At 73.6% G+C, this 13,768-nt stretch carries 11 protein-coding genes; 5 read left to right on the plus strand and 6 right to left on the minus strand.

Features of this window, described 5'->3' with window-relative positions:
- Positions 1 to 16: 16 nt before the first annotated feature.
- Positions 17 to 814, minus strand: a complete 798-nt coding sequence (locus tag DTB53_RS30115; protein ID WP_012382050.1) for a helix-turn-helix transcriptional regulator — start codon at positions 812 to 814, stop codon at positions 17 to 19.
- Positions 815 to 950: 136 nt separating this feature from the next.
- On the opposite strand from DTB53_RS30115, the gene DTB53_RS30120 reads away from it, so the two are divergent.
- From DTB53_RS30120 to DTB53_RS30135, 4 genes are read left to right on the plus strand one after another with little or no spacing between them, the layout of a single operon-like run.
- On the plus strand, positions 951 to 1,997 hold the full coding sequence (locus DTB53_RS30120) for a FecCD family ABC transporter permease (RefSeq protein WP_012382049.1): 1,047 nt from the start codon (positions 951 to 953) through the stop codon (positions 1,995 to 1,997).
- Positions 1,997 to 3,070 (plus strand): FecCD family ABC transporter permease, encoded by a 1,074-nt coding sequence (locus DTB53_RS30125; protein ID WP_003970899.1) that lies wholly within the window; start codon positions 1,997 to 1,999, stop codon positions 3,068 to 3,070. The genes DTB53_RS30120 and DTB53_RS30125 overlap by 1 nt, the downstream gene beginning before the upstream one ends.
- Positions 3,067 to 3,870 carry an ABC transporter ATP-binding protein gene (locus tag DTB53_RS30130; RefSeq protein ID WP_012382047.1) on the plus strand — a complete coding sequence of 268 codons (804 nt, stop codon included), beginning with the start codon at positions 3,067 to 3,069 and terminating at the stop codon, positions 3,868 to 3,870. The genes DTB53_RS30125 and DTB53_RS30130 overlap by 4 nt, the downstream gene beginning before the upstream one ends.
- A 3-nt stretch (positions 3,871 to 3,873) precedes the next feature.
- Positions 3,874 to 4,905, plus strand: coding sequence for an ABC transporter substrate-binding protein (locus tag DTB53_RS30135; protein ID WP_012382046.1), 1,032 nt, complete (start codon positions 3,874 to 3,876; stop codon positions 4,903 to 4,905).
- Here the strand turns inward: DTB53_RS30135 and DTB53_RS30140 are convergent.
- Entirely contained in the window at positions 4,841 to 6,625 is a 1,785-nt protein-coding gene (locus DTB53_RS30140; RefSeq protein WP_012382045.1) for an ABC transporter ATP-binding protein, read from the minus strand. The genes DTB53_RS30135 and DTB53_RS30140 overlap by 65 nt on opposite strands.
- Complete coding sequence (locus tag DTB53_RS30145) at positions 6,618 to 8,324, minus strand: ABC transporter ATP-binding protein (protein ID WP_042497733.1); 1,707 nt, start codon at positions 8,322 to 8,324, stop codon at positions 6,618 to 6,620. Before DTB53_RS30145 ends, DTB53_RS30140 begins: the two co-directional genes overlap by 8 nt.
- Before the next feature lie 232 nt (positions 8,325 to 8,556).
- Between DTB53_RS30145 and DTB53_RS30150 the strand changes: the two genes are divergently transcribed.
- The gene (locus tag DTB53_RS30150; protein WP_012382043.1) at positions 8,557 to 10,386 is read left to right on the plus strand and encodes an SIP domain-containing protein; all 1,830 of its coding nucleotides are present in this window, start codon (positions 8,557 to 8,559) and stop codon (positions 10,384 to 10,386) included.
- A 66-nt stretch (positions 10,387 to 10,452) separates the two neighbouring features.
- Here the strand turns inward: DTB53_RS30150 and DTB53_RS30155 are convergent, their stop codons facing one another.
- The 3 genes from DTB53_RS30155 to DTB53_RS30165 form a co-directional block, all read right to left on the minus strand.
- Positions 10,453 to 11,238, minus strand: coding sequence for an SAM-dependent methyltransferase (locus tag DTB53_RS30155; RefSeq protein ID WP_003970893.1), 786 nt, complete (start codon positions 11,236 to 11,238; stop codon positions 10,453 to 10,455).
- A gap of 148 nt (positions 11,239 to 11,386) precedes the next feature.
- Complete coding sequence (locus DTB53_RS30160) at positions 11,387 to 12,340, minus strand: 5'-nucleotidase (protein ID WP_012382042.1); 954 nt, start codon at positions 12,338 to 12,340, stop codon at positions 11,387 to 11,389.
- Positions 12,341 to 12,421: 81 nt separating this feature from the next.
- Positions 12,422 to 13,756, minus strand: coding sequence for a lanthionine synthetase C family protein (locus DTB53_RS30165; RefSeq protein ID WP_012382041.1), 1,335 nt, complete (start codon positions 13,754 to 13,756; stop codon positions 12,422 to 12,424).
- Positions 13,757 to 13,768: the final 12 nt, after the last annotated feature.

Below are 13,768 nucleotides of genomic sequence, written 5' to 3' on the forward strand. Positions count from 1 at the left end.
CTGGAGCAGGGGCGGATCAGGCAGCGGTGCGGGACGCCGAGCGCTTCACATAGGCGCCCGGCGTCTCGCCGAAGTAGCGCCGGAACGCCAGGATGTAGCCGTTGGTGGAGACGAACCCCACCCGGGCGGCGACCGTGCTCACCATGTGACCGGCGGCGAGCAGGTGCAGGGAGTGGTTGAGGCGCAGGCGGGTCCGCCACTCGGAGAAGGCGAGACCGGTCTCCGCGCGGAACGCCCGGCGCAGACTGGTCGAGCTGGTGTAGAGGCCCTCGGCCCACTCCGAGGCCGTACGGGGATCGCCGGGGTTGCGCATCAGCTCACCGGCCACCGTCGCCGCGGCCCGCCCGGTGGGCCGGGGCAGCGGCAGAACGTCGCGGTGGCCGGAACACAGCACGGCGAAGACGGCCGGGTCCTCCTCGGTCACCTCCGAGCTCCGCATCCGGCTGAGCAGCAGCTGCCGCTGGGCGTCGGAGACGTTGACGCTGGTGATCTCGGTGTACGGCAGCCGGTGCCGGTCGGGCTCGAAGGTCTCGGCCACGACCAGCGAGTCCGGGTCGAAGCGGGCGCTGTGCGGCACCCCGGCCGGGATCCACAGCGCGACCGACGGGGACAGCTCGTGGTCGCGGCCGAGCGCGGTGACCACGATCCGGCCCAGCGGCACGTAGAGGAACTGGTGGAAGACGTGCACATGGGTCGGGTGCCCGCCGGCCGCGATGAAGTCGTCGTCGACCAGCGCCTCGGGCCCCGGGGCCCCGGGGTCGGTCCCGGGCTCCCGTCCGGTCGCGGCAACGGTCCGCAGGGCAGCTTCCGCCACACCGTCCTCCAAGCAGCACGGGGCCGGTTCGTTGACCCCTGATTGTGAGCGGAACGGCTCCGGCATTGGACCGCCCCCAAGCTGGATAAGGGTAACCTAACCTGCCGCTTGTCCAGGTGAGGAGCCCGAGAACCCCATGTTCGACACGTCCCCGCCGGCGACGTCACCACCGCCACCGGCGAGGACCCGATCCTCGCGCGGTACGGCGCTGGTGCTGATCGCCTGCACCGTTGTGGCCTGTGCGGTCGTCGCGAGCGTCGCGCTCGGCGCCCGTGACATCTCGCCGCCCGAGGTCGTACGCATCCTGCTGCACCCCCACGGCACCGGATACGACAGCCATGTCCTGTGGACCGAGCGCATCCCGCGCACCCTCCTCGGCCTCACCGTCGGGGCCGCGCTGGGGGCGTCCGGGCTGATGATGCAGGCGCTCACCATGAATCCGCTGGCCGACCCCGGCGTCCTCGGCATCGAGCAGGGCGCGGCGATGTTCGTCGTGCTCGGCATCCTCTTCCTGGGCGTCACCGGGGTGACCGGCTACTTCTGGCTGGCGCTGGCCGGGGCGGCGTTCACCGCGACGCTCGTGTACCTCATCGGGACCCGGACCAACGTGGGCAGTTCCACGCTCGGCCTGGTGCTGGCCGGGGTGGCGCTGGCCGCCGTCATGTCCTCGCTGATCACTCTGCTGGTGGTGCGGGACGAGGCGGTCTACGCGCACTTGCGGTTCTGGTCGATGGGGCAGCTCACCGGCAGGGCGAAGGTGCTGGACGAGATCCTGCCGTTCGCGATCGCGGGACTGCTGCTGGCGCTGCCGTTCGGGCGGACGCTCAATGTGCTGAGCATGGGCGAGGAGGCCGCTCGCGGGCTCGGGATCCGCGTCGAGCGCTCCCAACTGCTCGGCGCGGCGGTCGCGGTGCTGCTCTGCGCCGCCGCGACCGCGGCCGTCGGGCCGGTGGCGTTCGTCGGGCTCGTGGCGGCGCACTGCGCCCGGATGCTGACGGGGGCCGACCACCGCTGGTCGCTTCCGCTGTCCATGGCGTGCGGCGCGATCCTGTTGATCGGCGCGGACATCGCGGGCCGTCTGGTGCTGGACCACGGCGAGATCCAGGTGGGTGTGATGACGGCGGTCGTCGGTACTCCGTTCTTCGTCTGGCTGGCCCGCCGCCGGAATCTGGTGCGTGTGTGATGGAACTGATCACACGTGTCACCTCCGTCGATCCGACGTTGCGCGACGCGACCCTGGCCCGGCTGCGCGCCGACCGGCGGGCCCGGTCGCGGCGTACGGTGCTCACCGTCTCGGTGCTCGTCGCCGCCCTCGTCGCGCTGCTCGTCGCCTCGGTGCTGCTGGGCGGGGTCGGGCGGGTGGAGCCCGCCGACGTCCTGCCCGCCGCTTTCGGCATGCGTACCGGACTGGCCGACTACATGATCTTCCGGATCCGGGTGCCGCGCGCCCTGGCCGCGCTGCTCTCCGGCGCGCTGTTCGGACTCGCCGGGGCGCTGTACCAGCGGCTCGTCCGCAACCCGCTGGCGACGCCCGACATCGTCGGGATCTCGGCGGGCGCCGGGGCCGGGGCCACCACCGTGCTGCTGTTGGCCCCGGCGCTTCCCCTCGGCGCGCCGCTCGCCGCCGTGACCGGGTCGCTCGTGCTGCTGGCCGCGGTGTACGCGCTGAGCCTGCGCGGCGGGCTGAACACCTACCGGCTGGTGCTGGTGGGCATCGGCCTCAGCGGTGTGTGCACGGCCTACACCAACTACCTGTTCAGCGTGGCCGACCAGCACAGCATCGCGGTCGCGATGCGCTGGCTGATCGGCAGTGTCAACGGCGTCGACTGGACCGGGGTGACCACGCTCGCCGTCGGTCTGCTCCTCTGCGTCCTGTGCGCCGCCCGGCTCGGCCGGCCCCTGAGCAGCATGTCGCTCGGCGACGGCCTGGCGACCGGGCTCGGCACGTCCGTCCCGGCCGCCCGGGTCGCCGTCCTCGCGCTCGGCGCGGGAGCGGCGGCGCTCGCGACGAGCGTGGTCGGGCCGATCGGGTTCGTCTCGCTGATCAGCGGGCCGATCGCGGCCCGCCTGGTCGGTGCGGACCGGGCGTTCGGCGTCGCGCCGTTCGTCGGGGCGGCCCTGGTGCTCGGCGCGGACGTCCTCGCCCAGAACGCCCCTCTGATCAGCCCGGTGCCGACCGGGGTCCTCACCGCGCTGCTCGGCGCGCCCTACTTCGTCTGGCTGATCCTTCGGCGCAGACCGGGAGCCACGTCGTGACCCACCCCATCGAAGCCCGTTCCATCACCGCCGGATACGGCAAGGACTCCGTCATCGACGGCCTCTCCGTGGCCGTCCCGAGGGGCCGGATCACCGCGCTGGTCGGCCCCAACGCCTGCGGCAAGTCCACGCTGCTGAAGTCGCTGGCCCGGCTGCTGCCCGTCGCGTCGGGGTCGGTGCTGCTGGAGGGCTCCGACATCCACGCCCTGCCGACCCGCGAGGTGGCCCGGAAGCTCGGCATCCTGCCGCAGTCCCCGATCGCACCGGAGTCCATCACGGTCGGCGACCTGGTCTGGCGGGGCCGCCATCCGCACCGCAGGTTCGGACAGCGGCGCACCGCGGCGGACGACGCGCTGATCACCGACGCGCTGCTGGCGACCGGAACGGCCGAGCTGATCGACCGCCCGGTGGACGAGCTCTCCGGCGGGCAGCGCCAACGCGTCTGGATCGCGCTCGCGCTCGCCCAGGACACCCCGGTGCTCCTGCTGGACGAGCCGACCACCTATCTCGACATCGCCCACCAATTCGAGGTCATGGACCTGCTGGGCGATCTCAACGAACAGACCGGCAAGACGATCGTGCTGGTCTCCCACGACCTCAACCAGGCCGCCCTGTACGCCTCGTCGATCGTCGCCATGCGCGCCGGCCGGATCGTGCACCAGGGCGCACCCGAGCAGGTGCTCACCGAGGAAACCGTCGCCGACGTGTTCGGTCTGAACTGCGTCGTCGTGCCCCATCCCCGTACCGCGAAGCCCCAGATCTTCCCCCTGGGACGTCGCACCCTCACGCAGGAGAAGTGATCCATGTCCTCATCCGTACGCCGCCGTCCGCTCGTCGCCGCGCTGCTCGCGTCCGCCACCTGCCTGGGCCTCCTCACCGCCTGCGGGGAGGGGTCCGGCCCGGAGTCCTCCGACGGCGGCGCCCCCGCCGGTGACGGCTCCTTCCCGGTCTCGCTGACGACCGCCTGGGGCCGCACGGAGGTGGCGGAGAAGCCGGTCAGAGTGGCCACCGTCTCGGACGGGGACACCGCCATCGCGCTGGCCCTCGGGCTGGTGCCGGTGATCACCCCGGACGTCGAGGACGGCGACGAGGTCGCCGAGTACAAGCAGCGGGCGATCGACAGGCTCGGCGGGAAGAAGCTCACGACGTACGACGACACGGACGGCACCGACTACGAGGCCATCGCCGCCGAGGAGCCGGACGTGATCCTGGGCATGAACACCTGGGACATGGACACCGATCACGCGAAGCTGAGCCCGATCGCCCCGGTCGTCACCTTCGCCGACAAGAAGCAGTCCGACACCCTGACCTGGCAGGAGCGGCTGAAGACGGCCGCGAAGGCGCTCGGCCTGACGGAGAAGGCCGACGCGGTGATCGCCGCCAACGAGAAGGCGGTCACGGACGCGGCGGCCGCGCATCCGGAGTTCGAGGGCAGGACGTACACGTACTCCGTCGTCCATCCCGAGCAGATCACGTACATGTCCTACGCCGACCAGGACCCGGGTGTCTTCGAGGCGCTGGGGCTGCGCAAGCACCCCCGCGCGAAGGACTACTCCGCCGAGAAGAACGGCGTCAGCCTGGAGAATCTGGACGACCTGGAGTCCGACGTCCTGCTGATGACCTACCCGTTCGGCGACGAGGGTCTGCTGTCGGCCTCGGAGCTGGAGAGCAACAAGCTGTTCCAGTCGCTCGACGTGGTGAAGGAGAAGCACTTCGCCGTGGTGCCCTCGGACAACACCCTCGCCTCCGCGATCGCCTACCCGGACGCGCTCAGCGCCCCCTGGGTCGTAGAGAACCTGACGCCGATCCTGGCGAAGGCCGTCGCCGGGAAGTGACCGGGTCCCCGGGTCCGAAGGCCGCCTCCCGCACGATGTCGGTGAGGCGGCCTTCGGGCATCGTCAGGAGGCGGCGTCCGCGCGCGACGGTGTCCGCCCGGTGGGCGATGACGATGAGCGTCCGGTCTCCGGCCGCCGCGGAGAGCGCCTCCTCGATCCGGCCCGCCGTCACCCGGTCGATCCCCGCCTTCGCCTCGTCGAGGATCAGCACCGCCGGATCGGTCAGCGCCGCCCGCGCCACGGCGACGAGCTGGCGCTCGCCCGCGGAGAGGGTACCGGCGCCCACCTCGGTGTCCAGTCCGTGCGGCAGGGAGTCCACCCAGTCCGTCAGGCCGAGCAGGGCGAGGGTCCGCTCGACCTCGGCCCGGACGGGACGGCCGGCGGTCATCGCCAGGTTCTCGCCCAGCGTGCCGCCGACGAGCCGCACCTCCTGCGGTACGAGGACGATCCCGGACCGCAGCACGTCGGGGGCGACCGAGGCCAGGTCCTGACCCGCGAAGCGGACGGTGCCCGCGTCGGGGGCGTACAGGCCCGCCAGGAGCTTGCCCAGGGTCGACTTCCCCGATCCGCTCTCCCCCACGACGACGAGCCGTTCGCCGGCGCGCACGGTCAGGGTCAGCCCGTCGACCACGGGTGCGGCGTCACGGTGGCCGAAGCGCACGTCCTGGAGCCGGAGTACGCCGCGTGCGGGCAGGGCCGAGGCCGTCGGGACGGACGGGGCCGGGGCGTTCCGTGCGGCCGTTCGGATGAGGTCGAGCAGCCGGGCGAGGCGCACCTGGGCCTCCCGGGCGTCGCCGATCGCTCCCGCGAGGTCCTCGAAGCGGTGGAGGACATCCCGGCTCGCGAGGACGAAGACCACCGCCACGCCGACGCTCAGCATCCCTCGACCGACCATGGCGGCGCTCGTCACCAGCAGCCCCGCCACACAGCCGGCCTGGATCAACGTCAGCCTGTTCAGACGCAGTTCGGTCCGGACTTCGACGCTCTGCGCGTCCCGCAGCCGGGCGTTGTCGCGGGTGAAGCGCTCCAGCCAGCTCGACACCGAACCGCTGGTCCTCAACTGCTCCTGCGCGGGCAGCGATTCGGCGAAGCGGGCGGCCACCGCGGCCTCGGCCGACGCCACTTCGGCGTAGACGGGACCGGCCCGGTGGTGGAACGCGCGTACGGTCAGCAGCGCGGGCGGGAGGAAGGCGACCAGCAGGAGCGCCGTCAGCGGCCAGGAGTACAGGGCGAGCATCACCACGGTGAGCAGCAGGACCGTGGCGGCGGTGACGAGGTCCGGCAGGGTGCCGGCGGCGAAGGACGCGAGCCCGTCGATCTCGCCCGTCAGCCGGCGCAGCAGCTCACCGCCTCGGTGGGCCTCCAGGAACCGCAGCGGGGCCGCGCCCACGGCGGCGGTGGCGTGTTCGCGGAGGGAGGCGAGCAGGTGTTCGCCGGTCCTCACCAGCCAGTAGCGGGCGAGCCAGGCGAGGAGTCCGCTGCCGGCGACGAGCAGGAGGAGGAGCAGGACCCGGCGGACCAGAGCGGGCCGGTCGCCGCCGCCCGCCGCGTCGATCACGCGCCCGATCGACGCGGTGACGCCGACGGCGGCGGCGGCTCCGGCCAGGTTGAGGAGCACGGTGGCGGCGAGGGCGGCCCGGTGCCCGGCCAGGAACGGGGCGGCGCGCCGGAAGACGGCACGCTGGTCGGGGAGGTCGGCGAGCAGGGCGGGTTCAGCCATGGGGCGAGTCCTGTTCGGAAGGGGTGCGGCCGGGCGCGGTGGCCGAAGGGCCCCCGCCCGGTGCGGGCAGGGCGATCTCGCGGTCGGCGCGGGCGAGAACGGCGGCCGAGTGGCCGGCGAGGATGACGATCCGGTCGGCGGTGGCACGGCGCAGCCGGTCCAGGACCTCGGCCTCGGTGGCGTCGTCGAGCGCGGAGGTCACGTCGTCGAGCAGGAGGACCGGGCAGTCGCGCAGCAACGCGCGGGCCAGCGCGACCCGTTGGCGCTGTCCACCGGAGAGCGCGCCGCCGCCCTCCCCCACCTGGGTGTCCAGGCCGTCGGCGAGGGCGGACAGGGCCGGGTCGAGTCCGGCCGTGCGGGCGGCGGCCGCCAGCTCGGGGGCCGGGCGGGGGCCGGGGAGAAGAAGGTTCTCCGCGACGGTTCCGTGCAGGAGCACCGGCCCTTGGGGGACGAAGCCGACGAGGCGGTAGAGCTGTTCCGGGTCGAGGGAGTCCAGCGGTACGCCGGCGAGGGCGGCGGAGCCGGACGCGGGCACGAGCTGGGCGATGGCGCGCAGCAGGGTGCTCTTGCCGCTGCCGGTGGGCCCGGTGAGCGCCAGCCACTCCCCCGGCCCGGCCTCGACGTCCAGCGGCCCGATGGCGGCCCGGCCCGGTCTCCGTACGGTCAGCCCGGCCACGCGCAGGGCTCCCCCGTGTCGCACCTCGACGTGCGGGCGGGCCGGCGCGGGCAGCTCCAGCACACCGGCGATCCGTCCGGCCGCCACGCGGGCTTCGGCGAGATCTCCGAGCCGGGCGGTCAGCGCGTTCACCGCGACGGACACCGTGCCCATCCAGAGGACGAACGTGGTCAGCGCTCCGACCGTGATCCGCCCGTCGGCCACGGCGAGTCCGCCGGCCAGCAGCCCGGCGGTGACCGCCAGCAGCGGCACGGTGAAGGCGGCGGCCTCCCACAGCGATCCGACGGCCGCGAGCCGCAGGGTGGCGTGCTTCACCGCGGCGCTGTGCCGGTGGTGCCGCTCGACCAGCAGCTGGTCGCCGCCCACGCCCCGCAGCGGCAGCAGGGCGCTGAGCAGTTCGGCGGCGGCGGCCGACCGGGCTCCGTGCGCGTCGGCGAGCAGTTCGGCGCGCCGTCCGAACAGGGGCGGGAACACCCGGTTCAGCAGGAGGAGCACGGGCACGGTGGCGGCGGCGACCAGCAGGAGCACAGGGTCGAGTCCGCCGATGGCGGGGACGAGGACGAGTGCGGTGAGGCCGATGACCACCCAGGTGGTCAGCCCGCGGATCCAGACGAGGACGGTGTCCACGTCACGGGTGGCGCGGGTGGTGAGGTCACCCGAGGTGCCGGTGCGGTCCCGGAGGGTGTCGCCGTCGACGGCGAGGACCGCGCTCAGCAGCCGGGTGCGCAGCCGGGCTCCGGCCTGGTTGTCGGCGAGCGTGGCCCACAGTTGCCAGCCGCGCATCCCGGCGTACTCGACGCAGGCAGCGGCCAGGAACGCCGCGACGTACGGCAGCGCGCCGACCGGGGAGCCGCTCCGCACCCCGGTGTCGACGGCCCGGCCCAGCAGCCAGGGCATGGCCAGGAAGGCGCCCTGCCGCACGGCGGCCCAGCCCACCGAGCGCAGGAAGGGGCCCCGCACCTGGCGGAGGGTCCGGCGCAGGAGGCGGGTCGACGGGTCGGCGGGCCGGCGGAAGGAGATCACGGGGGCGGCTGTCCTCGGTGGCGGGCGGCGAAGGGATCCGGGCCCGGTCACCGTAGGAGCGGTACGCGGGGCGTGGTCCAAGGCAGAGCGCAGCTCGTCGAAGCGGCGGGCCCGGACCGGTCCGCCCGCCGCGCGACGCGGCGCGCAGTGGCACCGGCTGGACGACTGGTTGGATCGCGGCGCGCGGGTCCGGCCTAGCCTTGGGCGCACCGGATCCGAAGGAGCAGCGCCGATGTCCACCCGCAACCCCCGTCCCGTCGTCACCTTCCCCATCGTGTTGAGGGAGCTGACGGTGCTGCGCGTCACGGACGTCACTCCGGGCATGCGGCGGGTCACCCTCGGCGGGGAGCAGCTGCGCGCCTTCCACCGGGACGGCCTGGATCTTCCGGCGCTGCGTTCGGAGGGGTTCGACGACCATGTGAAGTTCTTCTTCGCCGACGGCGACGAACCTCCGGTGCTGCCGGGGCAGAACGTGAGCAGTCTGGACTGGCCCGCCGACGCGCGGCCGATCGCCAAGGACTACACACCGGTGCGGTACGACCCGGAGGCCGGGGAGATCGACTTCGACTTCGTCCGGCACGAGGGCGGTGTCGCCTCGTCGTGGGCGCAGGCGGTGAAGCCCGGTGAGGTCACCTGGATAGCCGGTCCGAAGATGTCGCACGGCCACCCGGAGGGCGCGGACTGGCTGCTGATGATCGGCGACGAGACGGCGCTGCCCGCGATCGGCCGCTGGCTGGCCGAGATGCCGGCGGGCACCAGGGCCCGGGTGTTCATCGAGGTCGGCGAGGAGAGCCACCGTCAGGAGCTGCCGACCGAGGCGGACGCGACGGTCACCTGGCTGACGCGCGACGGGGCTTCCGCGGGCACCACGGACCTGCTGGAGCGGGCCGTGCGGTCCATGGAGTGGCTGCCGGGCACGGTCTACGTGTGGGCGGCGGGCGAGGCGGTCTCGCTGAAGGGGATCCGCCGGCACCTGAGCGTCGAGCGCGGGGTGCCGCGTGAGTGGACCGACATCACGGGCTACTGGCGGCGCACCGAGCCCGACCCGGTCACGGGGACGAACCAGGAAGACGACGGGGCGCACGAGCGGCTGCACGAACTGACCGACCTGGCACCGGGGTTCGCGATCCGCGCGGCCGTCGCGCTCGGCCTGTTCGAGCTGGTGCGCGACGGTGTGCCGGACCCGGACGAGCTGGCCCGTCGGACCGGGACCGCCCCCTCGCTGCTCGGGGCGCTGCTGACGTACCTGGCGGCGATCGGGCTGCTGGAGCCCGAGGGGGACGGGTACCGGCTGACCCCGGTGGGCGAGGAGCTGGTCGAGGACGACCACTCCTCGGACGAGTACCACCTGGGCGGCGCGCAGGCGGCGATGGACCTCTCGCTGGCCGGACTGCACGACACGCTGCGTACCGGCGGGCCCGGCTACCGCACGGCCGCCGGGCTGCCGGTGGCCCTGGCGATGGCCGGGGACGAGCGGCTGGCGGGCACGGCACGCGCGGCGGTCGAGGAGGAGGCGCGCTGGGTGGCTCCCGGGGTGTCCGGCGCGTACGACTGGGCGTCGGTGACCTCGTTGACGGCGGGCGGCCACGGTGTCGGCACGCTGGTGAACGCCCTGGTCAAGGCGCACCCCGCACTCCGTGTCCGGATCGCCGCGCTGCCTTCCGAACTCCGGGTCCTGGAACAGGTCCTGGACTCCGACGTCGCTCCGCGCGTCGAACCGATCCCGCAGACCGGGCCGGTGCCGCATGGGGGCAGCACCGTCCTGGTCTCGCGTCTTCTGGAAAGGCTGGCCGACGAGGACGCCGTGCTGGCGCTCACCGAGGCCGCCGCCGCCCTGCCCGCCGACGGCACGCTGATCCTGGTCGAGCAGATCCGCCCGGCCGCCCCGGACGAGGACACCGCGCTCCAGCACCTGCGGCTGGCCTGCCTGTTCGGCTCGGGCGTGCGCGCGCAGGGGGAGCTGGAGGCGCTGGTGGGGCGGGCCGGGCTGCGGATCCGCCGCTTCGAGGACGTCGGCTGGGACCACCGGCTGTGGGTCCTGCACCCGGCCGGGGGCCGCTGACCCGCCGCCCGGCCCGCTCCGCCGTACGGTCACGGCTTCGCGGGACGGCCACGGCCCGCGGGGAGGCTACGGCTTGCGGGCGACGAGGCCCCACTGGTCGACCGGCACCGCGTCGTCCTCCTCGGGCCGCCAGCGGTCGATCGAGACGAACCCGGGCTCGACCAGCTCCAGGCCCTTGGCGCAGTCGGTGATCTCCTCCGGCTTCCGCACGAGGTAGGGCGGGTTGTCGCCCGACGCGTACGCCTCCTGGGCGGCCAGCGTCTGAGGCGTCGTCACCGTGTCGCAGAGCACCAGGTAGCTTCCCGACGGCATCCGGGCCAGGTAGCGCTGGACGACCTCGATGCCCTCGGCCGGAACGAGGTGCCCCAGGGTCGAGAGCAGGAGAACGGCGACGGGTTCGGACAGGTCGAGGGTCTTGGCCGCCTCGTCCACCACCGCGTCCACGTCGGAGAGATCGGCGTCCACGTAGGCCGTGCGGCCCTGCGGGGCGCTGGTCAGGAGCGCCTCGGCGTGGGCCAGCACGATCGGGTCGTTGTCCACGTAGACGATCCGCGACTCGGGGGCGATGCTCTGCGCCACCTCGTGCGTGCTGTTCGCCACGGGGAGCCCGGTCCCGACGTCCAGGAACTGGCGGACCCCCGCCGAGGCGAGGTGGTGGATCGCCCGGATCTGGAAGGCGCGTGAGGCACGGGCGATGTCGACCATCTGCGGGTAGGCCGCGCTCACCACGTCGGCCAGGTCCCGGTCCACCGGGTAGTGGTCCTTGCCGCCCAGCCATGCGTTCCACACGCGCGCGGAGTGGGGGATGTCGGACCGGATCCGGCGGCGGAAATCGTCGTTGTCGACGCTCATGTCTCTCCTCTACTCACTGTCCGTACAAGGCCGTTGACCGAATTCCCGCTGGTCCGAGCCCTGAGGGTGACCGTACCTCGCCGCACGGCGGTACGCAGCGGGGGCGGGGCACCCGCCGGAAATCTCGTGAAAACCGCCGCGCGCGGCTTCAGGCGTCCGGGCCCGCGGGCCCCACCGGCTCGTTGATCTTCCCGAAGGGCACGTGGACGCTCGGGGTGGTCCGCGAGGTGCTCTCCAGGTGGCCCTGCTGGTCGTCGAAGAAGATGTGCGGCTTGAGGATCTTCATGATCCGGCCCTTGTCGATGCCGCCGAGGAAGAACGCGTCGTTGACCGTCACCCCCCACCCCTTGAGGCTCTGCACGGCGCGCTCGTGCGCCGGTGCGTTGCGCGCCGTGACGATGGAGACGTGCAGGCGGATCCGGTAGTCGGGGTTCTTCCGGCGCTCCTGCTCCTCCCGCAGCTGGATCCGGTTCACGTTCGCCAGGAAGTCCCTCAGCGGTCCGGGGTCGTGCGGAATCCCGGCGTTGGTGACCTCGTGGGCGCGGAACTTCTCTATTCCGCCCTCCTGGAACACCTGCTCCGACGCGTCCGTGGCCAGGACCCCGTCGAAGTCGAAGGAGATCCGCAGGTCGTGGTCGTCGGCGTCGTCCTCGTAGGGGGCTCCCAGGACGTGCCCGGCGGGCAGCCCGGCGGCGACGGCCTCCCGGACGTCCGTCTCGTGTCCCGACAGGAACAGGGACATGTTGAGGGCGGGCATGAACCGGTGGGGCGAACGGCCCTGCATGAAGACGGCCCTGCTGATGGGCAGGCCGTGGCCCTCTATGGAGCGCATGACCCGCAGACCGGTGTCGGGGTCGTTCCGGGACAGGACGATGACCTCGACCAAGGGGTCGTCCACCTCGCCCAGGTCGTTCAGCGACAACAGGCGCCGGATGAAGGGGAAGGCGCTCCCGGGGCGGAGCCGGTCGCCGACGTGCCGCTCCTGGTGGGCGCGGTAGCTCTCCTCGCCCTGTTCGCGGAAGACGGCGTCCGACTCGGTCAGGTCGAAGAGCGCGCTGGACGCGATCCCGATGACGAGCCGATCGGCGAGTTCGTAGGACACGGCGCCCCCTCCGGCCGGCCCCTTGCCGACGCGCCCCCACTATCGCACCGTCGTCCCCCCGCTCCCGCGCGGGGCGGGGGGTCAGTTCAGCAGCAGGGCGCCGTCCCAGGGCGTGGCCGGCACCCTGCCGGTGGCGTACGTGTGGAGGGCGAGGGCGATGCCCGCGGCCCCCTCCAGGAAGCCGGGGCGGTCGAGTTCGCGCGCCGCGAGCGCGTGGGAGTAGCGGTAGCCGAACGGGGCCTCGGGGTCGAACCCGGCCAGGACCCGCGCCGCCAGCCCGTCGGCGGTGGCGTGGAGCTCCGGGTCGGCGGTCTCGTGGGCGGTGCGCAGCACGATCTGGAGGTGTCCGGCCCAGCCGTGGCAGAGCGCGGAGTCGCGGATCAGGCCGTCGTCGGTCACGGTCAGGGCGCCCAGGAGTGCCGCGTGCGCGTCGGCGTGCCATTCCGGCCGGTCCAGCGCGGTGCCGGCGAGATGGACGGCGCGGGCCGCGCCGAGAACGCCGTAGCACCAGGAGTCCCGTCCGCGCTCGGGCGCCGCGCCGCTCTCGATGCGCTCGCGGGTCATCAGGTGCGGCCAGCGCGGGCCGGCCCCGTCGGTGGTCCGCAGGCGGGTCAGCAGCTCCATGATCCGCTCGATGGCCTCGTCCTGGCGGTCCACCCGCACCCCCGCCCGCCAGGCCAGGGAGAGCAGGGCGAGCGGGCCCGGGACACCGTGGGCGAGGCCGAGGTTGACGTGTTCGGCGAGCCCGTGGTCAAGGCCTTCGGTGATCCACCAGGGGGGCAGCCGGGAACCGTGCCGTGTGAGGTCCTCGGCGGTGGCGACGGCCACGAGGGAGGCGAGCACCTCGGTCAGGGCCGCCCCCGCCGCCTCGCGCTCCGCCCGCCCGTCCGCCGCCCGGTGACGGGCCAGCAGATAGCGGCCGATCCCGGCGGTGCCGCCGAGGACGTCGTAGCGGCTCCACGCTCCGGCCGGCTCTCCGGCGGCGGCCCGCTCCAGGTCGGCCCGGGCACGGGTGCGGGCCTGATCGACGATGTGCCGGTCCAGTCCGGTGAGCATCGTGGTGTAGCCGCCGGAGCCGACGGCCGCCGTGTGTCCGGCGTACGCGAGGGCCACCATGCCGCCGAACAGCGACTGGGGGGTCAGCCGGATGCCGGCGGCGAGCCCGGCGGAGAGATGGCCGTGGGCCCGCTCGCGCGCTTCGGGGTCCTCGGCGGCCAACTCGGCGTGGAGCAGGGCGACTCCGGGGTGCCCGTCGGAGAGCCCCAGGGGGTCCCACACCGGTTGGGGGTCGCCCGGGTAGCGCATCAGGTTGTCCGGCGCGCCCGCGATGCGGGCCACCCGCTCCGGGTCGGCCAGCCGGTCGGCGATCTCCGCGACGATCCGGGCCGCGGCCTGCCGGTGGACGGGCCCGGGCATCCGCCGGGCGGG

The sequence above is a fragment of the Streptomyces griseus genome (assembly GCF_900460065.1).
GTDB classification, from domain to species: Bacteria; Actinomycetota; Actinomycetes; order Streptomycetales; family Streptomycetaceae; genus Streptomyces; species Streptomyces griseus.